This is a genomic window from Bradyrhizobium sp. CCBAU 11434 (assembly GCF_028128895.1).
Taxonomy (GTDB): Bacteria; Pseudomonadota; Alphaproteobacteria; order Rhizobiales; family Xanthobacteraceae; genus Bradyrhizobium; species Bradyrhizobium zhengyangense.
Map to the genome: position 1 here is coordinate 26,795 of NZ_LBJX01000001.1, position 21,747 is coordinate 48,541.

General features: G+C 63.4%; 18 protein-coding genes. 12 read left to right on the forward strand and 6 right to left on the reverse strand.

Annotated elements, in window-relative coordinates; genetic code table 11:
• Positions 1-27: 27 nt before the first annotated feature.
• The 5 genes from XI06_RS00135 (at position 28) to XI06_RS00155 (ending at position 2,076) form a co-directional block, all read left to right on the forward strand.
• The gene (locus XI06_RS00135) at positions 28-492 is read left to right on the forward strand and encodes a DsrE family protein (RefSeq protein ID WP_237862616.1); all 465 of its coding nucleotides are present in this window, start codon (positions 28-30) and stop codon (positions 490-492) included.
• 148 nt (positions 493-640) lie between these two features.
• On the forward strand, positions 641-964 hold the full coding sequence (locus XI06_RS00140) for an ArsR/SmtB family transcription factor (protein WP_237862617.1): 324 nt from the start codon (positions 641-643) through the stop codon (positions 962-964).
• A complete protein-coding gene (locus XI06_RS00145) occupies positions 961-1,392 on the forward strand; it encodes an SRPBCC family protein (RefSeq protein WP_237862618.1) in 432 nt (143 codons plus the stop codon). Before XI06_RS00140 ends, XI06_RS00145 begins: the two co-directional genes overlap by 4 nt.
• 46 nt (positions 1,393-1,438) lie before the next feature.
• On the forward strand, positions 1,439-1,651 hold the full coding sequence (locus XI06_RS00150; protein WP_237862619.1) for a hypothetical protein: 213 nt from the start codon (positions 1,439-1,441) through the stop codon (positions 1,649-1,651).
• Positions 1,648-2,076, forward strand: coding sequence for a DUF1801 domain-containing protein (locus tag XI06_RS00155; RefSeq protein ID WP_237873795.1), 429 nt, complete (start codon positions 1,648-1,650; stop codon positions 2,074-2,076). The genes XI06_RS00150 and XI06_RS00155 overlap by 4 nt, the downstream gene beginning before the upstream one ends.
• A gap of 120 nt (positions 2,077-2,196) precedes the next feature.
• Here XI06_RS00155 and XI06_RS00160 read toward each other — a convergent pair whose 3' ends face one another.
• From XI06_RS00160 to XI06_RS00175, 4 genes are all read right to left on the reverse strand, one after another.
• On the reverse strand, positions 2,197-3,735 hold the full coding sequence (locus XI06_RS00160; RefSeq protein WP_237862621.1) for a SpoVR family protein: 1,539 nt from the start codon (positions 3,733-3,735) through the stop codon (positions 2,197-2,199).
• Positions 3,732-5,009 carry a YeaH/YhbH family protein gene (locus XI06_RS00165; protein ID WP_237863328.1) on the reverse strand — a complete coding sequence of 426 codons (1,278 nt, stop codon included), beginning with the start codon at positions 5,007-5,009 and terminating at the stop codon, positions 3,732-3,734. The genes XI06_RS00160 and XI06_RS00165 overlap by 4 nt, the downstream gene beginning before the upstream one ends.
• A gap of 19 nt (positions 5,010-5,028) precedes the next feature.
• Positions 5,029-6,972, reverse strand: a complete 1,944-nt coding sequence (locus XI06_RS00170) for a PrkA family serine protein kinase (protein ID WP_271604346.1) — start codon at positions 6,970-6,972, stop codon at positions 5,029-5,031.
• Between the two features lie 298 nt (positions 6,973-7,270).
• Positions 7,271-7,933 (reverse strand): STM3941 family protein, encoded by a 663-nt coding sequence (locus XI06_RS00175; protein ID WP_237862623.1) that lies wholly within the window; start codon positions 7,931-7,933, stop codon positions 7,271-7,273.
• A 290-nt stretch (positions 7,934-8,223) separates the two neighbouring features.
• On the opposite strand from XI06_RS00175, the gene XI06_RS00180 reads away from it, so the two are divergent.
• Genes XI06_RS00180 through XI06_RS00205 form a run of 6 tightly spaced genes read left to right on the forward strand, consistent with a single transcriptional unit; the run spans position 8,224 to position 15,709 of the window.
• The gene (locus XI06_RS00180) at positions 8,224-11,073 is read left to right on the forward strand and encodes a bifunctional transaldolase/phosoglucose isomerase (RefSeq protein ID WP_271604347.1); all 2,850 of its coding nucleotides are present in this window, start codon (positions 8,224-8,226) and stop codon (positions 11,071-11,073) included.
• Positions 11,074-11,086: 13 nt separating this feature from the next.
• A complete protein-coding gene (gene gnd / locus XI06_RS00185) occupies positions 11,087-12,085 on the forward strand; it encodes a phosphogluconate dehydrogenase (NAD(+)-dependent, decarboxylating) (RefSeq protein WP_271604348.1) in 999 nt (332 codons plus the stop codon).
• 25 nt (positions 12,086-12,110) lie between these two features.
• Entirely contained in the window at positions 12,111-13,622 is a 1,512-nt protein-coding gene (gene zwf / locus XI06_RS00190) for a glucose-6-phosphate dehydrogenase (RefSeq protein WP_237873801.1), read from the forward strand.
• Positions 13,622-14,371, forward strand: coding sequence for a 6-phosphogluconolactonase (gene pgl / locus XI06_RS00195; protein ID WP_237862627.1), 750 nt, complete (start codon positions 13,622-13,624; stop codon positions 14,369-14,371). The genes zwf and pgl overlap by 1 nt, the downstream gene beginning before the upstream one ends.
• Positions 14,358-14,900 (forward strand): gluconokinase, encoded by a 543-nt coding sequence (locus XI06_RS00200; protein ID WP_237873804.1) that lies wholly within the window; start codon positions 14,358-14,360, stop codon positions 14,898-14,900. The genes pgl and XI06_RS00200 overlap by 14 nt, the downstream gene beginning before the upstream one ends.
• Positions 14,897-15,709 carry a Cof-type HAD-IIB family hydrolase gene (locus tag XI06_RS00205; RefSeq protein WP_237862629.1) on the forward strand — a complete coding sequence of 271 codons (813 nt, stop codon included), beginning with the start codon at positions 14,897-14,899 and terminating at the stop codon, positions 15,707-15,709. Before XI06_RS00200 ends, XI06_RS00205 begins: the two co-directional genes overlap by 4 nt.
• Positions 15,710-15,795: 86 nt before the next feature.
• Here XI06_RS00205 and XI06_RS00210 read toward each other — a convergent pair whose 3' ends face one another.
• On the reverse strand, positions 15,796-17,598 hold the full coding sequence (locus XI06_RS00210) for a glycoside hydrolase family 15 protein (protein WP_271604349.1): 1,803 nt from the start codon (positions 17,596-17,598) through the stop codon (positions 15,796-15,798).
• Between the two features lie 30 nt (positions 17,599-17,628).
• Positions 17,629-19,590 carry a 4-alpha-glucanotransferase gene (malQ, locus tag XI06_RS00215; protein WP_271604350.1) on the reverse strand — a complete coding sequence of 654 codons (1,962 nt, stop codon included), beginning with the start codon at positions 19,588-19,590 and terminating at the stop codon, positions 17,629-17,631.
• A 204-nt stretch (positions 19,591-19,794) separates the two neighbouring features.
• Here malQ and XI06_RS00220 point away from each other — a divergent pair, with 204 nt between their 5' ends.
• Positions 19,795-21,741, forward strand: coding sequence for a maltotransferase domain-containing protein (locus XI06_RS00220; protein ID WP_271604351.1), 1,947 nt, complete (start codon positions 19,795-19,797; stop codon positions 21,739-21,741).
• Positions 21,742-21,747: the final 6 nt, after the last annotated feature.

Below are 21,747 nucleotides of genomic sequence, written 5' to 3' on the forward strand. Positions count from 1 at the left end.
TCTGTCGGGCAAAATCGGGAGATTGCCATGAACCGCCGGAACATCTTGTGGAGCACCGTCTCGGCGCTGGGCGCAGCCTTTGCCGCTTCGCGCGCGAAGGCTGCGACCGAAAAAGCTGCGACTGAAGCTGTAAAGTCAGACAAGCTGAAGGTGGTCTATCACCTCAGCGACGCCGACAAGGTCAATTTCGTGCTCGGCAACATCCAGAACCACATCGACGGCGTCGGCGGCCCCGACCATGTCACCCTCGCGCTTGTCATCCACGGACCGGCGCTGAAGGCGTTCCATCAGGCGCAGGCCAACCCTGACGTCAGCGGACGGATCAGCAACTTCGCGAAGGACGGCGTCGAGCTTGCCGCCTGCGGCAACACCATGAAGGCACAGAACATCACGCTGACGGATCTGCTGCCGGGATTCGTGAGTGCCGAGAAAGGCGGCGTGGTTCGTTTGGCCGAACTGCAGTCTCAGGGATATCTGTATTTGCGGCCCTGAGGGGCGTGAGCGTCCGCGCCATCCTCCGTCATTGCTAATGACGGGAGAGAGGGCTGCGGAAAGCCACCATCACTCTCCCGGCCGCACTTGACAGACCCATAACTCCACGGTTATGAATTAATCCATAACTTCATGGTTATGGATTCCCATGTCCGCCACCCCAGACCTTCTGTTCAGGACCCTGGCCGACCCGACCCGGCGGGCGATCTTCGAACGGCTGTGCCGCGAGGGGGAGCAGACGGTCGGGGCACTGACGGCGCTATCAGGCGTTTCCCAGCCGGCCGTTTCAAAGCATCTGGGCGCGCTGAAGCAGGCGGGCCTCGTGCGCGACCGTCACGAGGGACGTCAGACCCACTACAGCGCGCAGCCGGCCGCGCTTGATCCGCTGATCGACTGGACCAGCCAGATGGCCGGCTTCTGGCAAAACCGGCTCGATGCGCTCGACGATCTCCTGAAGAGGATGGACCAATGACTGGGGCTGCGACCGAAACACGTTCCATGATCATCGAGCGCGAGTTCGCCTATCCGCCGGAGCGGCTGTGGCGCGCGCTGACGCAGCCGCATCTGATCGAGGAATGGCTGATGAAGAACGACTTCAAGCCTGAAGTCGGTCACCGCTTCAATCTGCGCGGCGAATGGGGCGGCGTGCTGGATTGCGAGGTGCTCGCCATCGAGCCGCAGCGCTCCCTCGCCTACACCTGGAATTTCACCCATGAGGACGCGGCCTACGATCTCAGAAGCGTGGTGACCTTCACGCTGACCCCGCAAGGGGGAGGCACGCATCTGCGTGTCGAGCAGGCGGGCTTCCGCCCCAGCCAGAAGCAGGCCTATGGCGGCGCGCATGCCGGCTGGAAGCAGTTTTTCACCAAGCTGGACGAGTTGCTGGCCCGGGCCGAATAGCCCAGCCACGCGCATCCATTCCCAACATTCCCGACAGGAGATTGAAATGAGCTCGAACCTGTGGATCCGGCAGATCCATCGCTGGCTGTCCATTGCCTTCACGCTTGCCGTGATCGCCAACATCGTTGCGCTGACCATGCAGATTCAGGCGACGTGGATTGGCCTGATGGCCTTCGTGCCCTTGATCCCGCTGCTCGCGACCGGGCTCTATCTGTTCGCACTGCCCTATCTCAGCGGCCGCAGCGAGGCGAGGTCATGAAGAAGACCGTGACCGCAAGTAAGGAAACGGACGGACCGTCCCCCTCGAAGCTCATCGACATCAGGATCAAGGAGCTCGGCGACTGGCGTGGCGAGATGCTGAAGCGGATCCGCGCGCTGATCAAGGAGGCCGATCCCGATGTGGTCGAGGAATGGAAATGGCGCGGTGTTCCCGTGTGGGAGCACGATGGGATCATCTGCACGGGCGAGACCTACAAGGCGGTCGTGAAGCTGACCTTTGCCAAGGGGGCTGCACTGGATGACCCGGCCGGCCTGTTCAATTCCAGCCTCGACGGCAATGTGCGTCGCGCGATCGATATCAGCGAGGGCGCGAAGCTCAACGAGAAGGCGCTGAAGGCGCTGATCCGCGCGGCGGTGGAACTGAATGCGTCGAAGGCGAAGAAGAAGCCGGCGAAGAAAGCCTGATGAGCCGAAGATCGACCGACGGCGATGCTCTCTCCGTTCCCTCCCCCCTTGTGCGGGAGGGAACGCGCCTTCGACGGCGCGCTAGTCGGGCTCATCGTCAAGCGTCAGGCGTAGTCCGCTTCAGGCCACCGCCGCCGCGATCGGACGCGGGCTGACGACATATTCGCGCAGCACCTTGTCGTTGGCATCGACCTCGATCAGTGCGACGTCGTAGGTCCAGAGATCGGCGAGATGCTGAAGCACGCGCTTGGCGTCGGTCTCGTTGAGCTGCGAGCCCTTGATGACGCGGTGATGCAGGATCAGCCGGCGGTCGCCGGAGAGATCGACATCGACCACCTCGATATTGGCGTCGATGAAGCCGACATCGTGCTGCCGTGCCAGCTCGCGGCGGACGCGGCGGAAACCGCGCTCGTCGTGGATGGCGTCGACCCGGATGCCCGCTCGCTCCTCGGGGTCGTCGTGCAGATGGAACATGCGGAAGTGCCGCATCAATCTGGGACTCAAGAACTGGCCGATGAAGCTTTCGTCGCGATAATTGGCCCAGACGTCGCGCAGCACGCCCATGACGTCGCCCTTGCCGGCGATATCGGGGAACCACTCGCGGTCTTCGTCTTCCGGATTGGTGACGATGCGCTCGATGTCCTGCATCACGGCGAAGCCGAGCGCGTAAGGATTGAAGCCCGAGTAGCGCTGATCGTCGAATTCAGGCTGGAACACCACATTGGTGTGCGAGCCCAGGAATTCGAGGAAATTGCCGTCGGTGATGCGGCCCTGCTGATGCAGCTTGGTCATGATGCGATAGTGGACGTAGGTCGCCGTCCCCTCGTTCATCACCTTGGTCTGGCTTTGCGGATAGAAATATTGCGCGATGTGGCGGACGATGCGCAACAGCTCGCGCTGCCAGGGCGCCAGGCGCGGCGCGCTCTTCTCCAGGAAGTAGATGAGGTTTTCCTGCGGCAGGCCGAGCAGCTTGCGGCGGCGCTCGAGCGAAATCGCGGACCGCGTCTTCGACGCTCCCTTGGGCACCGTGCGCCAGAGATCGTTGAAGACTTCCTCCTCGTGCTGGCGGCGACGGCCGGCACGTTTCTCCTCCTCGCGCAGATCCAGCTTCTTCTTGCCGGGATAGCGGTCGATGCCGTGCGACATCAGCGCGTGCGCGGCGTCCAGCGTGCGCTCAACCTCGATGCGGCCGTAGCGCTCCTCGCACTGCATGACGTAGTTCTTGGCGAAATCCAGATAGTCGAGAATCCCTTCCGCATCGGTCCACTGCTTGAACAGATAATTGTTCTTGAAGAAGTGGTTGTGGCCGAAAGCGGCGTGCGCGATCACCAGCGTCTGCATCGTCGCCGTGTTCTCCTCCATGAGGTAGGAGATGCAGGGCGAGGAGTTGATCACGATCTCATAGGCAAGGCCCATCAGCCCCTTGCGGTACGAGGCCTCGTGATAGGCGAAGTGCTTGCCGAACGACCAGTGCTTGTAGAACAGCGGCATGCCGACGGACGAATAGGCGTCCAGCATCTGCTCGGCGGTGATGACCTCGATCTGGTTCGGGTAGACGTCGAGCCCGAGATCCTTCAGCGCCACTTCTTCGCAGGCATCGGTGATGCGCTGCAAGGTGTGGAAATCCCAATCGGCGCCTTCGAACAAGCGTTCCGTCATGGAGCGGCTTTCTCCTGGGCAGTGTCGCGGCGCTGGAACAGATCGTGGAACACCGGGAAGATCTCGCTGCGCTCACTGACCTTGCGCATCGAGAGCGGTGCGCCAGAGTTGCGCAGGCGCTCATAGAGGGTCCAGAGCGAGGAATCGGAGAGATCGAAGGCGCTGCCGCCCGACTCGCCGACCTCGAGATAGGCAAAGAACTGGCAGACCGGAAGGATCTTCTCGGTCAGCAGCAGGCCGGTGAGCTCGCCGTCGGAATAGGAGTTGTCGCCGTCGGAGGCTTGCGCGGCGTAGATATTCCAGTCCGCCGGGCTGAAGCGCTCCCGCACGATCTCGTGCATCGCCTGCAGCGCGCTGGAGACCAGCGTACCGCCGGAGGCCGGGCCATAGAAGAAGGTCTGCTCGTCGACCTCCTCGGCTCGATCGGTGTGGCGGATGAAGACGATCTCGACATGCTTGTAGCGCCGCTTCAGGAACACGTAGAGCAGCATGTAGAAGCGCTTTGCCAGATCCTTCATGTGCTCGGACATCGAGCCGGAGACGTCCATCAGGCAGAACATCACGGCCTGCGCCACCGGCCGCGGCACCTTCTCGTAGCGGCGATAGCGGATGTCGAGCGGATCGATGAAGGGAATGCGCTTGGTCTTCGCCTTCAGCTTTTCCAGCCGGGCGATGAGCTCGGCGCGCTCGTCCTCGTCGGTGCAGGCCTCGATCGCGGCTTCCAGCTCCTCGACCTCGTCCTTGCGCGGGCGCTTGAGCGCGATGCGGCGGGCGAGCGCCAGCTTCACGGTACGGCTGACCGAGATGTTGGCCGGCGAGCCCGAGGTGGTATAGCCGGCGCGCTGGATGCCTTCGCTCTCGGTCTGCGCGATCTTGCGCTTGGCGAGATCAGGCAGCTCGAGATCGTCGAGAAAGAGATCGACGAATTCGTCGCGGCTGAGCACGAAGCGGAAAGCATCTTCGCTGTCGCCTTCGCCGGGACCGGAATCCTTGGCGCTGCCCTGGCCCTGGCGCTGGAGATAGTCGCCCTCGACGAACTTCTTGTTGCCCGGCAGTACCATGTCGCGCGTCCCGCCTTCACGGCGGAAACGCGGCTCGTGCATGCCGTCGAGCGGGATTGTGACCTCTCCACCCTCCAGGACATCCTTGATGTCGCGTTCCTGCGAGGTCTTCTTGACGGCGCCCTGCACCAGGGATTTGGCCCGACGCAAGAACCGCTGGCGGTTCTCAAGACTCTTGCCGCCTGGATTCAGGCGCCTGTCAATAATATGAATGGCCACTTTCTCATCCGCCTCAACCGGCTTGCTTCACGCGCATGTACCATTCGACCAGTCGGCGAACCTGACGCTCGGTGTAGCCGCGCTCCACCATGCGTGCCACGAACTCGCCGTGCTTCTTCTCCGTCTCGCCGTCCTTCTTCGAACCGAACGAGATGACCGGAAGCAGGTCCTCGACCTGAGAGAATATCCGCTTTTCGATCACATCGCGAATCTTCTCATAGGAGGTCCAGGTCGGATTCTTGCCGCCGTTCTGGGCCCGGGAGCGTAACGAGAATTTGACGACCTCGTTCCGGAAATCCTTGGGGTTGGCAATGCCCGCCGGCTTCTCGATTTTCGTCAATTCCTGGTTCAAAAGCTCGCGATCGAGCAGCTGGCCGGTGTCGGGGTCCTTGAAGTCCTGATCCTCGATCCAGGCATCGGCGTAATCGACGTAGCGGTCGAACAGGTTCTGGCCGTAATCCGAGTAGGATTCCAGATAGGCCTTCTGGATTTCGTTGCCGATGAACTCGGCGTAGCGGGGCGCGAGGTCGGCCTTGATGAATTCGAGATAGCGCTTCTCGACTTCCTCGGGCAACTGCTCGCGCTTGATCGACTGCTCCAGCGCATACATCAGATGCACGGCGTCGGCGGCGACCTCCTGCGGATCGTGGTTGAAGGTCGCAGCCAGGATCTTGAAGGCGAAACGGGTGGAGACGCCGTCCATGCCCTCGTCGACGCCGGCGGCATCGCGATATTCCTGGACGCTGCGCGCCTTCGGATCGGACTCCTTCAGGCTCTCGCCGTCATAGACCCGCATCTTGCCGAACAGCGTCGAGTTCTCGTGCTTGCGCAGGCGCGACATCACCGAGAACCGCGCCAGCGTCTCCAAGGTCGAGGGTGCACACGGTGCAGCCGCGAGCTCGGAGCCCTGGATCAGCTTCTCGTAGATCTTCTGCTCCTCGGTGACCCGGAGGCAGTAGGGCACCTTGATGACGCAGATGCGGTCGATGAAGGCTTCGTTGTTCTTGTTCGACTTGAAGCTCGCCCACTCCGCTTCGTTGGAGTGCGCGAGGATGACGCCGGTGAACGGAATCGCGCCGATATTCTCGGTGCCGATGTAATTGCCTTCCTGCGTTGCGGTCAGCAACGGGTGCAGCATCTTGATCGGCGCCTTGAACATTTCGACGAATTCGAGCACGCCCTGGTTGGCGCGGTTGAGGCCGCCGGAATAGCTGTAGGCGTCGGGATCGTTCTGCGCGTAGGTCTCGAGCTGGCGGATATCGACCTTGCCGACCAGCGAGGAGATGTCCTGGTTGTTCTCGTCGCCGGGCTCGGTCTTGGCGATCGCGATCTGGCGCAGCCGCGACGGCTGGATTTTTGCGACCCTGAATTGAGAAATGTCGCCGCCGAAGGCCTCGAGGCGCTTGTAGCACCACGGGCTCATCAGACCGGTGAGACGCCGGCGCGGAATGCCGTACTTCTCTTCCAGCATCGGTCCGAGCTGATCGGGATCGAACAGGCTGAGCGGGCTCTCGAACACCGGCGAGAGTTCGTCGCCGGCCTTGAGCACGTAGATCGGATGCACTTCCATCAGCGACTTGAGCCGCTCGGCGAGCGAGGATTTGCCGCCGCCGACCGGGCCGAGCAGATAGAGGATCTGCTTACGCTCTTCGAGACCTTGCGCCGCGTGGCGGAAGAACCCGACGATGCGCTCGATGGTTTCTTCCATGCCGTAGAAGCCGGCGAAGGCCGGATAGGTCCGGATCGTGCGGTTCAAAAAAATACGGCCAAGGCGTGGGTCCTTGGCCGTGTCAATTGTCTGGGGCTCACCGATCGCTGCAAGTAGTCGTTCGGCCGCGTTGGCGTATTTCATGGGATCGCTTCGACACGATTCCAGGTATTCAGCCATCGACATGTCGTGCTGGCTTCTCGCCTCGAACGACCGAGCGAAAGCGTTGAATAGAGAATCGTTGTACATGATCCCTCTCCGCGTGAGTTCCGCTACAAGCTGAAACGAAAGCAGTTACTGGACCGTTCCTCAGGCCGCTTCTCGAATCAGCGTGAGCACATGACGATCATTGGACACCCGGGTGCCGACACGACGCAACGCACAAGGTAGGCACTCGCTGAATTACGAACAGGCACTTGCCTGTAATTTGTGCGAATCTCTGTCCATCTTGGCGTATTTCCAGAAATTGTCACTGGCTCGCCACATCCGGGCGATACCGGGGCACCTTCCTCCGGCACTGCAACATGACGATTTGCGAGCGGCAAACTTATGACGCTTGCAAGGCGATCCCGCGGGTGCCGCGTTCATCTTCCTGCTGCAATGCGATGGCCTGATTGTTTGCAGCGGCCGGGTTGGCTGCAGCGTGGCAATCGCGGCAAGCGCGCAGCAGTGTGTCAAAATCGGTCGCCAACCCCTCCGGACGGATAACAATCCGTTCATCCTGCGCGCCGCGCGTGGCGGCACGGATGTAGGAAAGCTGTCGCTGCAAGGCAGGCGTCGGTGTCAGCACAATCGCCTTGCGGCCGCGGCATTCCTCAGCCGAGACATCAGCAATCGACTCCCAGAGCAGAAACTCATTGCCGATCCGCAAGTCGCGGATGCCGAAGAGGGTGACGATCACCACCGGCCCGCGCTCGGCCGGCAGCATCCAGATCAACCAGGCGGTCACAGGGCCGAACAGAGCGACGCCGAGATAGCCTATCGTCGTGTCATAGGGTGCGATCTCGCCCCACCAGTCGAAAGCAAGGCTTGCACTGAGCAGCGTCACCGCGAAGCCTGCCGCGACCAGCAGCCGCATGCGCGTGACGCATTGCCCGACTTCGAGATCATGAGACGAATCGATGCAGGTCGCCGACGGAATCGATTGCCGGTTATCGGCGACGGCAACACCATCAGGACGAGTGTGCATGCTTTCCCCCAGCATGGCCATTCGCAACCGAGCCCCGTGACGATCAGGGGGACCGTTCCTCCTGACGACACCTCGCGACGCGAATAATCGACCTCAACCAAAAGCCTCGGCCGACCCGTGCCGGCCAAATTATTATTACGCAAAAGCACGACGGCCGCCTGGATCGTCATGATCGCGACGGAGTTAGGCTATGAGTATGACGCCCATACCCTTGATTGGTTCCCTCCCGGGAGCATGCTAGCTAGAGGATAGCGCGTCAGGACCGGTGCGGAAACCCCCTCCGTCCGCAGGCTTGGAGATAAATAAGCATCATGAATCCCGTCAAAGAACTGGAAAAGCACGGACAAGCCGTTTGGCTGGACTTCCTGGCCCGCGGCTTCATCGCCAAGGGCGACCTGAAGCGGCTGATCGACACCGATGGCGTCAAGGGCGTCACCTCCAATCCCTCGATCTTCGAGAAGGCGATCGGCAGCTCGGACGAATACGACGCCCCGATCGGCAAGGCGCTGAAGCGCGGCGACCGGACCGTGGCCGATCTGTTCGAGGCGGTCGCGGTCGAGGACATCCAGAACGCTGCCGACGTGCTGCGCCCGGTCTATGACCGCCTCAAGGGCGGCGACGGCTATGTCAGCCTCGAGGTCTCGCCCTATCTGGCGATTGACACGTCGGGCACGGTCGCCGAAGCACGGCGGCTCTGGAAGGACGTCAATCGCAAGAACCTGATGGTGAAGGTGCCGGCGACGCCAGAGGGCCTGCCGGCGATCGAAACGCTGATCGGCGACGGCATCAGCATCAACATCACGCTGCTGTTCTCGAAAGCGGTCTACCTCCAGGTCGCCGAGGCCTATATCGCCGGTCTGGAAAAATACGTTGCCGGCGGCGGCGATCCTTCCCATGTCGCGAGCGTGGCCAGCTTCTTCGTCAGCCGGATCGATTCCGTCGTCGACAAGCAGCTCGACGAGAAGATCGCACGGGCCAACGATCCCTCCGAGAAGGAGCGCCTCGCCGCGCTGAAGGGCAAGGTCGCGATCGCCAACGCCAAGGTCGCCTATCAGGACTACAAGCGCCTGTTCGCAGGCCCGCGCTGGGAGAAGCTCGCCGCCAAGGGCGCCAAGCCGCAGCGCATGCTGTGGGCCTCCACCGGCACCAAGAACAAGGACTACAGCGACGTGCTCTATGTCGAGGAGCTGATCGGCCCCGACACCATCAACACCGTGCCGCCGGCGACGCTCGATGCGTTCCGTGACCATGGCAAGCCGCGCGATAGCCTGGAGGAGAATGTCGAAGACGCCTATCGCGTGCTGGAAGAGCTGGAGCGCTCCGGCGTCTCGCTCGACGCCATCACCGAGGAGCTGGTCAAGGACGGCGTCAAGCTGTTTGCGGACGCCGCCGACAAGCTCTACGGCACGGTCGCCCACAAGCGCGCGACCGTGCTCGGACCCGCGATCGACCGCCAGCTTCTCTCGCTCGGCGACGGCCTCGGCAAGGCCGTGGCCAAGAGCACCGAGGAATGGCGCGCATCGGCAAAAATCCGCAGGCTGTGGCAGCGCGACAAGTCGGTCTGGACCGGGACGGACGAGGACAAATGGCTCGGCTGGCTCGACAGCGCCGCCAAGGCCGATGTCGCCGATTATGAGGACTATGCGAGCCGCGTGAAGGGCCAGAAATTCTCCGACGCCGTCGTGCTCGGCATGGGCGGATCGAGCTTGGGCCCCGAGGTGCTGGCGGAGACGTTTGCCCGGAAGGCCGGCTTCCCGAAGCTGCACGTGCTTGACTCCACCGATCCGGCCGAGGTGCGGGCGATGGAGGCCAAGATCGACATCGCCAACACGGTGTTCATCGTGTCGAGCAAGTCAGGCGGCACCACCGAGCCGAACGCAATGAAGGATTACTTCCACGAGCGCGTCGCGCAGGCCCTCGGCCCGAAGGCCAAGACCGGCTTCCGCTTCATCGCGGTGACCGATCCCCGTTCGTCGCTGGAGAAGGCGGCCAAGAAGCTGAACTATGCCCGCATCTTCCATGGCGAGCCCTCGATCGGCGGCCGCTATTCGGTGCTGTCGCCGTTCGGCCTGGTGCCGGCGGCCACCGCCGGCATCGACGTCAGGACCTTCCTCAAGCATGCGCTGGCAATGGCCCGCTCTTGCGGACCGGACGTGCCGCCAGCCGAGAACCCGGGCGTGCAGTTCGGTCTCGCCATGGGCCTCGCCGGCCTCGAAGGCCGCGACAAGGTGACGATCCTGGCGTCGAAGAAGATCGCCGATTTCGGCGCCTGGGCCGAGCAGCTGATCGCGGAATCGACCGGCAAGGAGGGCAAGGGCCTGATCCCGATCGCCGGCGAGCCGTTGAGGGAGTCCGCGGCTTACGGCAACGACCGTTTCTTCATCGACATTCGCACCGAGGGCGAAACGGATGCCGCCCATGACTCGGCGCTCGCCGGGATCGAAGCAGCCGGTCATCCGGTGGTGCGCATCGTCATGAAGTCGATCGACCATCTCGGCCAGGAGTTCTTCCGCTTCGAGATGGCAACAGCGGTGGCGGGCGCGATCCTCGGCATCAATCCGTTCGACCAGCCCGACGTCGAAGCGGCCAAGATCAAGACCCGTGAGCTGACGTCGGCGTTTGAGAAGACCGGTGCGCTGCCGGCCGAAGAGCCGGTGGTGAGCACCAAAGAGTTCGATCTCTACACCGACGACCACAACGCCGCCGCGTTGCGCACGATGGGCGCCAATGGCGACCTCACCTCCTGGCTCAGGGCCCATATCACCCGCTCGCGGCGCGGCGATTATTTTGCCCTGCTCGGCTACATCGCGCGCGACAAGGCCAACATCGAGGCGCTGCAGGACATGCGGACGGCCGTGCTGGAGAAGCGACATCTGGCGACCGCCGCCGAATTCGGCCCGCGCTTCCTGCACTCGACAGGCCAGGCCTATAAGGGCGGGCCCGACAGCGGTGTGTTCCTCCAGATCACCGCCGATGATGCCAAGGATCTCGCGGTGCCGGGCCAGAAGGCAAGCTTCGGCGTGATCAAGGCGGCACAGGCGCGTGGCGATTTCGACGTGCTGACCGAGCGCGGCCGGCGCGCGCTTCGCGTGCACCTGAAGGGGCCGCTCAAGAAAGGCCTTGCGGCGCTCAATGCCGCGCTCAACGACGCGCTAAATTAAGGGAATTTCTCACATGCAACTCGGCATGATCGGCCTCGGCCGGATGGGCGGCAACATCGTTCGCCGCCTGATGCGTCAGGGACATTCGACCGTGGTCTATGACAAGGACGCCAAGGCCGTCGCCGGTCTCGCCGCGGACGGCGCAGTTGGCTCGGCGACGCTCGAAGAATTCATCTCGAAGCTGGAGCGGCCGCGCACGGCCTGGGTGATGCTGCCGGCGGGCCGCATCACGGAAGCAACCATCGAGACGATCGCCGGCGTGATGCAGGAGGGCGACGTCATCATCGACGGCGGCAACACCTTCTGGCAGGACGACGTGCGTCGCGGCAAGGCGCTGAAGACGCGCGGCATCCACTATGTCGACGTCGGCACCTCAGGCGGCGTCTGGGGCCTCGACCGCGGCTATTGCATGATGATCGGCGGCGAGAAGCAGGTCGTCGACCGGCTCGATCCGATCTTCGCAGCGCTCGCCCCCGGCGCCGGCGACATTCCGCGCACAGAGGGACGCGAGGGCCGCGATCCCCGCATCGAGCAGGGCTACATCCATGCAGGTCCGGTCGGCGCCGGGCACTTCGTCAAGATGATCCACAACGGCATCGAATATGGCCTGATGCAGGCTTACGCCGAAGGGTTCGACATCCTCAAGAACGCCAACATCGACGCCCTGCCGGCCGATCATCGCTACGATTTCGACCTCGCCGATATCGCCGAGGTCTGGCGCCGCGGCAGCGTGATCCCGTCCTGGCTGCTCGACCTCACCTCGACGGCACTCGCCGACAGCCCACAGCTCGCGGAATATTCCGGCTTCGTGGAGGATTCCGGCGAAGGACGCTGGACCGTGAATGCGGCGATCGACGAAGCCGTGCCGGCCGAAGTGCTGACGGCCGCGCTCTACACACGTTTCCGTTCCCGTCGGGAACACACCTTCGCCGAAAAAATTCTTTCTGCGATGCGCGGGGGATTCGGCGGCCACAAGGAGCCGAAGCAGCCGGACGCTTCGAAGCCAAAATAAGAACTTAAGCGAAGGCCCAACGTTCGTGACAAAAGACCCGCAACCAAAGCGCAAGCCGGAAAACTGCGCCTTCGTCATTTTCGGCGTCACCGGCGATCTCACCCATCGCCTGGTGATGCCGTCCCTCTACAATCTCGCGGCCGAGCACCTGCTGCCGGAAAAGTTCTGCGTCGTCGGCGTGGCCCGCAGGGGCCAGTCGGACGACGAGCTGCGCGACGGCCTGCTGAAGGGCCTCAAGCAATTCGCAACGCGGCCCGTGGACGACGATATCGCCACAAGGCTGCTGGAATGCGTGACCTTCGTCGAAGCCGACGCAAAGGACCCGCCCTCCTTCGATCGTCTGCGCGAGCATCTGGATTCGCTGGAATGCGCGCAGGACACCGGCGGCAACCGCCTGTTCTACCTGGCGACCCCGCCGGCCGCGTTCGCACCGACCGCGCGCGAGCTCGGCCGCACCGGCATGATGAAGGAGAATGGCGCCTGGCGCCGCCTCGTAATCGAAAAGCCATTCGGCACCGATCTCGCCTCGGCCAAGGCGTTGAACGCCGAGCTCTTGAAGATCATGGACGAGCACCAGATCTACCGGATCGATCATTATCTCGGCAAGGAGACGGTGCAGAACATCCTGGTGCTGCGCTTTGCCAACGGCATGTTCGAGCCGATCTGGAATCGCAACCACATCGACCACATCCAGATCACCGTCGAGGAGAAGCTCGGCGTCGGCCATCGCGGCGGCTTCTACGATGCCACCGGCGCGCTGCGCGACATGGTGCCGAACCATCTGTTCCAGCTGATGTCGCTGGTCGCGATGGAGCCGCCGGCGCGCTTCGACGCGCATTCGGTTCGCTCCGAGAAGGCCGAGGTGCTCACCTCGATCCAGCAACCGAACCACGAGGAAGCGCTGCGAAACTCGGTGCGCGCGCAATATCTTGCAGGCCGCATCGGCGACGACGAGATCGCTGATTATCGCAAGACCGAAGACGTCAAGCCCGGCAGCACCACCGAGACCTTTGTCGCGCTGAAGCTGATGATCGACAATTGGCGCTGGGCCGGCGTACCGTTTTACTTGCGCACGGGCAAGGCACTGGGCCACAAGCGCACTGAGGTGGCGATCAAGTTCAAGCAGGCGCCGCTGTCGATGTTTTCAGGCACGACGGTCGACCGTCTCTCGCAAAACTTCCTCACCATCGGCATTGCGCCGACCGAAACCATCGAGCTTCAGTTCAATGCAAAAATCCCGGGGCCGAGCATCACCATCGACGGCGTCGAGATGAAGTTCAAATATGGCGACTATTTCCGCGCCGATCCGTCCACCGGCTACGAGACGCTGATCTACGACTGCATGATCGGCGACAACATCCTGTTCCAGCGCGCCGATGGCATCGAGGCCGGCTGGGCGGCGGTGCAGCCGTTCCTCGACGCCTGGAAGACCGCGGGCGACAATGGCATCGAGACCTATGAAGCCGGCAGCGACGGCCCGGCCTGCGCTGACGAGCTGCTGCGGCGCGACGGCCGAAGCTGGCGGAAGCTTTTGTGATGGCGACAGCCGCAGAGCCTAAGCTGATCGTCGTCGCGGACGCCGAAGCCCTCGCACAAGCCGCCGCCGAGCGGGCGATCGCCCGCATCGCAGCCAATCCCGGCCGCATCGCGATTTGCCTCACCGGCGGGTCGAGCCCGAAGAAGCTGTATCAGCTGTTCGGTAGCGAGGCTTGGCGCGGCAAGATCCCCTGGGATCGCGTGCATTGGTTCATCGGCGATGAGCGCTTTGTCGGCACGAGCGATCCGCTCAACAATATGGCCGTCGCTCGCGCCACGTTTCTCGATCGCAACGCGCCGTCAGGCCATATCCATCCGATTCCGACCCTGGTTGAAAATCCGGATGAGAGCGCTGCGGCGTATGCACACGAATTGCAAGCCTTCTACGGATCTGAAAGCCTCGATCCGGCACGGCCGTTGTTCGATCTCGTCCTGATGGGTGCGGGGCCCGATGGGCATACCGCCTCGCTGTTTCCCGGCTATCCCGGTATCGAGGAAACTGCGCGCTGGGTCGTCGGCGTGCCCAAAGCCAATGTCGCGCCCTTCGTGCCGCGGGTCTCGCTGACGCTTCCCACGCTGGCCTCGTGTCACGAGATGCTGTTCGAGATTGCAGGGCACGACAAGCAGCCGATCTTGACGCGCCTGCTCAATGGCGAGAATCTGCCGGCGTTACGCGCGCGCTCGCATGGTGAGACCGTCTGGCTGGTCGACCGGGCCGCGCTTCCGGAGGGGATTCGTGGCGGGCACTAAAGCACCTTGTGCGTTGATCGTGATGGGCGTGTCGGGTTCGGGCAAGAGCACGATTGCAGCTGCGCTGGGCGACCGCCTCGGCTGGCGATTCGAGGATGGCGACAGCTTCCACCCCAAGAGCAATGTCGAGAAAATGCGGGCCGGCCATCCCCTCACCGATGAGGACCGCTGGCCCTGGCTCAACGCCATCGCCGACGAGATCGCGCGGGCCTGCGGCAAGGGCGAGCCAATCATCATCGCCTGTTCGGCGCTCAAGCATACCTATCGCGAGGTGCTGCTGCGCGGGCGCGACGACGTCCGCTTCGTGTTCCTGAAGGGCACGCAGGAGCTCATCGCCGATCGGCTGGCGCATCGCAAGGGCCATTTCATGCCGCCCGGACTGCTCACCAGCCAGTTCAACACGCTGGAGCCGCCGGAGGCGAGCGAGCACGTCATCACGGCCTCGATCGACGAATCCGTCGAAGCAATCGTCGATGGCATCGTGCGGCAGCTGAAAATCGACGGCGGGAAAAGCAGGGCCGAGCCATGACGAAAATCTCACTGATCGTTTCCGACGTCGACGGCACGCTGCTGACCAAGGACAAGACGCTGACGGAGCGCGCGCGGAGCGCGGTGCAGCGGCTGCACCAGGCCGGCATCGGCTTCACCATCACCTCCAGCCGGCCTGCGATCGGCATGCGCTTCCTGATCGAGCCGCTGGCGTTGTGGCTGCCGGTCGGCCCGTTCAACGGCTCCTCGATCGTCGATCCCGAGATGAATCCGGTCGAGCAGCATCTGATCCCGAAGGACGCGGCCGAGCGCAGCTTGCAGATCCTCCGGGAGTTCGGCGCCGACATCTGGCTTTTCACTTACGACAAATGGCTGATCGATAACCCCAGCGGTAAATACGTCGCGCATGAGCAGCACACGATCCGCTCAGATCCCACCATCGTGACGGATTTTGCACCGCATCTCGCCAGCGCCTGCAAGATCGTCGGCGCCAGCGCCGATGCGGCGGGCCTCGAGGCTTGCGAGAAGGCGATGCAGCAGGCGCTCGGCAGCGAGGCGACCGCGGTCCGCTCCCAGACCTATTATCTCGACATCACCCCGCCCGGCTTCAACAAGGGCACGTTCGTGCAGGCCATGGCCAAGCGGCTCGGCATTTCCCTGGATGCGGTCGCCACCATCGGCGACATGCAGAACGACCTCGCCATGTTCCGCGTCAGCGGCACCTCGATCGCCATGGGCAACGCCACTGACAGCGTCAAGGACCAGGCCACCAACGTCACCGCGAGCAACGAGCAGGACGGGTTTGCCGAGGCGATGGAGATGATCTTGAAGCGGAATGGGGTGGGCTAGAGCTTAATTGCGTCAAGTGCGCAGCTGGTCGTACACCTCTCCCCAGCGGGGAGGGGTTAAGACCCTCCCCTACCGCGCGCTCCCTACTATTTCGACCGCTGCATCGCCGGCTTATCGCTGGCGTGCCTGGCCGCCGAGAGATTGTGGGCGGTGTTGATCAGCGCGATATGCGTCAGCGCCTGCGGGAAATTGCCGGTCTGGCGGCGCGCGACGGGATCATATTCTTCGGCGAGGAGCCCGACGTCGTTGGCAAGCCCTGCGATGCGATCGAACAGCGCCTGTGCCCGATCGAGGTCGCCCGCGAGCACGTGGGCATCGGCCAGCCACAGGGTGCAGGCCAGGAACGCGCCCTCGATCGGCTGGGTCTCCTCGGAGACCTCGCGCGGGTCATGCCGCAGCACGAAACCGTCGCGCATCATGTGCTTCTCGACGGCTGCGATGGTGCCGCGGATGCGCGGATCGTCGGCCGGCAGGAAGCCGACACCCGGCAGCAGCAGCACGCTCGCATCGAGCAGTTTTGAGCCGTAGGACTCGACGAAAGCATTCTCTTCAGCGTCAAAGCCCTTGTTGCAGACGTCGCGGTGAATCGCCTCGCGCAAGGTGCGCCAATGCAGCAGCGGCGCCTTGAAGCCAAAGGTCTCTGCGCTCTTGATGGCGCGGTCGAAGGCGACCCAGGTCATCACCTTGGAGAAGACGTAGTGCCTCGGCTGGCCGCGCCGCTCCCAGATGCCGTGGTCGGGATGATCCCAGACCTCGGCGAGATGATTCAGCACCGCACATTCCAGCGCCCAGGTCGCCTCATCGTCGAGTTGGAGCTTGGCCATACGCGACTGGTGGAAGGCATCGATCAGCTCGCCGTAAACGTCGAGCTGAAGCTGCGCATGCGCGGCATTGCCGACACGCACCGGCTGGGCGCCCTCATAGCCATCGAGCCAGCTTGCCTCCCATTCCAGCAGCCGGCGCTGGCCCCAGATGCCGTACATGATCTGCATGTTGGCGGGCGAGCCGGCGGCCGCGCGCAGCAGCCAATTGTGCCAGGCCAAGGCTTCGTCGGTGTAACCCGAATTCATCAGTGCCAGCAGCGTGAAGGTGGCATCGCGGAGCCAGCAGAAGCGGTAGTCCCAGTTCCTGGCGCCGCCGAGCTTTTCCGGCAGCGAGGTGGTCGGCGCCGCGACGATGCCCCCTGTCGGGCCGAATGTCAGCGCCTTCAGCGTGATCAGCGAACGCATGATGAGATCGCGATACTCGCCGTCATGAGTGGAGCGGCTTGACCACTCCTTCCAGAATTTTTCGGTCTCCCGGAGCGCGATATCAGGGTCGATCGATTCAGGCGGATCGAGATGTGAGGGACCGTAGGTCAGCACGAACGGCACGGTCTCGCCGGCCCTGACCTCGAAATCGGACACCGTGGTGAGATCCTCGCCGCGCGTCTCGACCGGCGTGCGCAGCATCGTCATGTCCTGGCCGGCGACCGCCAGCAGTGAATGGTCGATCCGCCTCACCCAGGGAATATCGACACCGAAGCCGAAACGGATGACAAGCTCCATCCGCATCTTCACCGTGCCCTTGACGCCGCGCACCAGCCGCACGATGTCGGACGCCTTGCCGCGCGGCGGCATGAAGTCGACCAGCGCGACGGTGCCGCTCCCGGTCTCAAAGCGCGTTTCGAGGATGAGGGTGTTGCCGAGATAGCGGCGCGAGATGCTTGTGATGTCCTCGCTCGGCGCGACCAGCCACCGACCGTTCTTGTGCGTGCCGAGGATCGCGGCAAAGCAGGCGTCGGAATCGAAGGCCGGCCAGCACAGCCAATCGATCGAGCCGTTGCGCCCGACCAGCGCCGCGGTCTCGCAGTCGCCGATCAGCGCATAGTTCTCGATCTTCTGAGACAATGTTTTGCGAGCCTAGGAAACCCCTGGATATCAACGCCCACCGATGAGCGAACGTTCCCGCGTCGCCGCCTTCAAAGCCGCGAGATCGACCTTGGCAGCGATCTGATCGAGTGCGACGGGAAGGCGCTGCCGCCAATTCGGGTGCTCGTCGATCGTGCCGGGAATGTTGGGCTGGTCGATCACGCCGAGCAGGTCTTCCATCGACACCGCGAGCAGCCGCGACGGCGTGCGCGACAGGAAGCCGAGCACCGAGTAGAGGTCGTTGGCGTTGATCCCGTTCTGGTGCAGAATCTGATCGAGCGCGCCGAGCGCATCCCAGCGCGCCTGTTCGTTCTCGCCGGGATCGAGCCCGAGCGACAGCTTCATCTTGAGATCGCCGAACGAGCGCCAGCCTGCATAGGTGCATAGATCATGCGTGTTGAGCGTGACCAGCGCGTTCGGCCGGTAGTGGTCGACATTGCGGAAATGGCCGGCATCGTCGCGCTCGAACATCATGACCAGGTAGGACCAGATGCCGAAATCCTGCATGGTCTCGCGGAAGCCTTCGGGCACGGTGCCGAGGTCCTCGCCGATCACGATGCATTTGTGGGTAACGCTCTCGCACACGACCGCCGCGAGCAGCGCCTCCAGCGGCATCTGCACATAGGCGCCGTTATCGGGCTTGAAGCCGCGCGGCACCAGATAAAGCCGCTTCAGCCCCAGCACGTGATCGAGCCTGATGGCGCCGGCATGCCGCATCGAGGCGGCCAGCATGTTCGCGAAGGGCACGAAGGACTGCGCCTCCAGGCCGCCTGCGTTGAAGCCGGCAAGGCCCCAATCCTGACCGACGGTATTGAGGACATCAGGCGGCGCGCCGACCGCAAGGTGGCGGGAGATTGACGTCTGTTCGTTCCAGGCATCGAAGCCGTTGGATTGCACGCCGACGGCAACGTCGAGATAGAGCCCGACGCGCATGCCGAGCTCGGCGGAGAGCTCCTTGGCGGCGCGCAATTGGCTATCCGCCGTCCATTGCACGAATTCGACGAACTCGACCCTGTGCTTGTCGGGTCCCTTGCGCATTTCAGCGCATTTGGCATCGTCCGGCTGCTGCCATTCCACTGGCCATTCCCACCACGGCACATTGAAACGATGCCGAAGCACCTCGAAGCAGGCGAAGCGTGACAACAGCGGCCCGCGGTCCGCTCGAAACGCATCGAACTGGTTACGCCGGACACCGGTCGCGGTCTTCAAGAAGCTGTCAAAGGCAGCACGGAGGCCCAGCCATTTCAGCGCCGCCATGTCGGCGTAAGGGACACGATCGCCTTGGCGCAGCCGCGTGGCGGTCGTGGCGGCGTCCGGGACGAGGTCGGCCGAATATTCGGGAATGGCCTCGACGTCGATATACAGCGGATTGAGAAACAGCCGGCTGTTCGGCGAATAGGGGCTGCAATCGGCCGGATGATCGTCGAACAGCACATGCAGCGGATTGAGCCCGACGCCGTCAGCCCCCAGCCGCTTGGCGAGCCTGACAAGACCGGCGAGATCGCTGAAATCGCCGATGCCCCAATTGCGGTCGGAGCGAACGGAGTAGAGCTGCACGGCCAGCAGCCAGCCGCGGTCAAACTCGCCGCCAAAGGCGCGCTCGGGTGCCACGATCATCGGCACCTCTTCCGTCGCGCCCGTAGCATCGGTCAGCGTCAGCCGGTGGTAACCGAGCGGCAGGCCGGCGGGCCAGGCGATAACAGGCTCGCGCGTCTCGCCCTGCCCGATCACATTGCCCTTGCCGGTGATTTTCCATTGCAGCGGCGCCGTGCCGACGGCAGCAAGCTCGGTGCGCGGATTGCCCAGCGCGCGCACCACCACCGGACCGCTGACGAAGCGATAGACCCGCTTCTCCGGCAGGGCATCGAGGATGGATTTGAGCGCCTCGGGCGCGGTGACCCGCAGCTTGCCGAGGGCGTCGACAAATTCGGATTGAACGCCCTTGGTCTGGGCTTGAGCTAAAAGATCCATTCGGCACGCAGCTTGCAGGCCATTGTCTGGCCGGGGGCATGGATTTTAACGAGGTCGCGGAAGAGGTTAGTCAGGGGTAACTCCCAAACCGCACCTGCCGTTCCCATGGGAACCAATGACACACAAGCGGCTTTCTATAGTGGTACCAAGCGTAGGTTCCCGACAAGGGAAACGGGCTCCTGCTTTCTTGTCAATGGCATCACCGTGAACAAGACAATTCAAACTGTCGAGAGTGCCGCCGCCGGCAGCGCTTTCCTCATCGAAGATATCTATCCGTTGATCGATGGCGGCCGCTTCGCCGTGAAGCGGATCGCGGGCGATCGGGTCGAGGTGTGGGCCGACATCTATCGCGACGGCGACGCCACCATCAGCGCGGCGCTGGTCTGGCGCGGCGAGCAAGACCGTGAATGGCGGCGCGAGCCCATGATCCATCATGGCGACGACCGCTGGTCCGGCGCGTTCACGCCGACCGAAGCAGGGCAATATGTCTATGCCATCGAAGCCTGGACCGACGAATTCGCCACCTGGCGCCACGGGGTCGAGCGCAAGCAGCTCTCCGGTGGCGACGTGACGCTCGATGCGATCGAGGGCGCTGGCCTTTTGACCAAGGCGCATGGCGCGCAACAGGACGCCGCGGCCGTGATCGTCAGGCAATGCGAGGACTATCTCCAGAACGGCGACGTCACCTCGCTGCTCGCAACCGACCTCGGCGAGGCCATGGCCGAGAGCCAGGCGCGGCTGGACCTGACCCGCTCGCCGAACTTCCCGCTTGTTATCGACCGCGACAGGGCGCGCTTCGGCGCCTGGTATCAGATGATGCCGCGTAGCCAGAGCGCGGTTGCCGGCCAGCACGGCACGCTCCGCGACTGCATCGCGCGCGTGCCCGATATCGCGGCGATGGGCTTTGACGTCTTGTACTTCACGCCAATCCATCCGATCGGCCGCACAAGCCGAAAGGGCCGCAACAACGCGCCTGTCGCAACCGAGGGCGAGCCCGGGTCGCCCTATGCGATCGGCTCGGCTGAGGGCGGCCACGATGCTCTGCATCCCGAGCTCGGCACCATCGAGGATTTCCGCGCGCTGGTCGCGACCTGCCTCGAATTCGGCCTCGAGATCGCGCTCGATTTCGCCCTGCAATGCTCGCCCGATCATCCCTGGCTGACGCAGCATCCGGAATGGTTCAAATGGCGACCGGACCGTTCGGTGCGGACGGCGGACGGCCCCTATTCTGATATCGTGATCCCCGATTTCGCCTCGGTCGACCGGGCCGGGCTGTGGAATGCGTTTCGCGACGCCATGCTGTTCTGGATCGACCATGGCGTAACCATCTTCGCGATCGACAATCACGACACCGCGCCGCTGCCGTTCTGGGAGTGGCTGATCCACGAGATTCGTCAGCGGCATCCCGAGGTGATCCTGTTCTCCAAGACGTTTGCGCGGCCGAAGCTGATGAAGGGCCTCGCCAAGCTCGGCTTTGCGCAGTCCTTCAGCTATTTCCCCTGGCGCACAAGGAAGTGGGAGCTGGAGCAATATCTCGGCGAGCTCTCGCGCTATCCGGAGCGGGATTTCTATCGGGCAAACCTGTTCGTCAACACGCCGGACCTGCTGCCGTATCATTTGCAGAGCGGCGAAGCCTGGATGTTCAAGTCGCGCGTCGCGCTGGCGGCAACGCTGTCAGGGAATTACGGCCTCTATAGCGGCTTCGAGCTGCTCGAGCACGAGGCCGTGCCCGGCCGCGAAGAATATCAGGATTCCGAGAAGTACCAGATCCGCCAGCGCGACTGGGACAAATCAGGCAATATCAAACCCTGGATCACGACACTCAACCGTATCCGCAACGACAACGCCGCGCTCCAGCAGACCAGCAATCTGCGCTTCCTCGGCATCGAGGACGGCGAGACCATCGCCTTCGTCAAGGAGGCCGCTGAACCGGTGAACGCGATCATCGCGGCCATCGCCCTCTCGCGCCATGCGCGCGAGATCTGGTTGCCGCTCGGCGACCTCACCATCGATGTCGGCGGCGAGCGCCGCCACGTCACCGCAATCGAAAATCTCATGACAGGCGAACAGTCCCGCATCGAATGGGGCGGGATCAAATTGCGTATCGATCCCGACCGCGATCCGGCCCTGCTCTTCCGCTGCCTGGCGTAAGGATCA

Bases quoted from the DNA above. Each gene is read 5' to 3' on its own strand.
- XI06_RS00135 (WP_237862616.1), top strand. From the start codon at position 28: ATGAACCGCCGGAACATCTTGTGGAGCACCGTCTCGGCGCTGGGCGCA.
- XI06_RS00140 (WP_237862617.1), top strand. From the start codon at position 641: ATGTCCGCCACCCCAGACCTTCTGTTCAGGACCCTGGCCGACCCGACC.
- XI06_RS00145 (WP_237862618.1), top strand. From the start codon at position 961: ATGACTGGGGCTGCGACCGAAACACGTTCCATGATCATCGAGCGCGAG.
- XI06_RS00150 (WP_237862619.1), top strand. From the start codon at position 1,439: ATGAGCTCGAACCTGTGGATCCGGCAGATCCATCGCTGGCTGTCCATT.
- XI06_RS00155 (WP_237873795.1), top strand. From the start codon at position 1,648: ATGAAGAAGACCGTGACCGCAAGTAAGGAAACGGACGGACCGTCCCCC.
- XI06_RS00160 (WP_237862621.1), bottom strand. From the start codon at position 3,735: ATGACGGAACGCTTGTTCGAAGGCGCCGATTGGGATTTCCACACCTTG.
- XI06_RS00170 (WP_271604346.1), bottom strand. From the start codon at position 6,972: ATGTACAACGATTCTCTATTCAACGCTTTCGCTCGGTCGTTCGAGGCG.
- XI06_RS00175 (WP_237862623.1), bottom strand. From the start codon at position 7,933: ATGGCCATGCTGGGGGAAAGCATGCACACTCGTCCTGATGGTGTTGCC.
- XI06_RS00180 (WP_271604347.1), top strand. From the start codon at position 8,224: ATGAATCCCGTCAAAGAACTGGAAAAGCACGGACAAGCCGTTTGGCTG.
- gnd (WP_271604348.1), top strand. From the start codon at position 11,087: ATGCAACTCGGCATGATCGGCCTCGGCCGGATGGGCGGCAACATCGTT.
- pgl (WP_237862627.1), top strand. From the start codon at position 13,622: ATGGCGACAGCCGCAGAGCCTAAGCTGATCGTCGTCGCGGACGCCGAA.
- XI06_RS00205 (WP_237862629.1), top strand. From the start codon at position 14,897: ATGACGAAAATCTCACTGATCGTTTCCGACGTCGACGGCACGCTGCTG.
- malQ (WP_271604350.1), bottom strand. From the start codon at position 19,590: ATGGATCTTTTAGCTCAAGCCCAGACCAAGGGCGTTCAATCCGAATTT.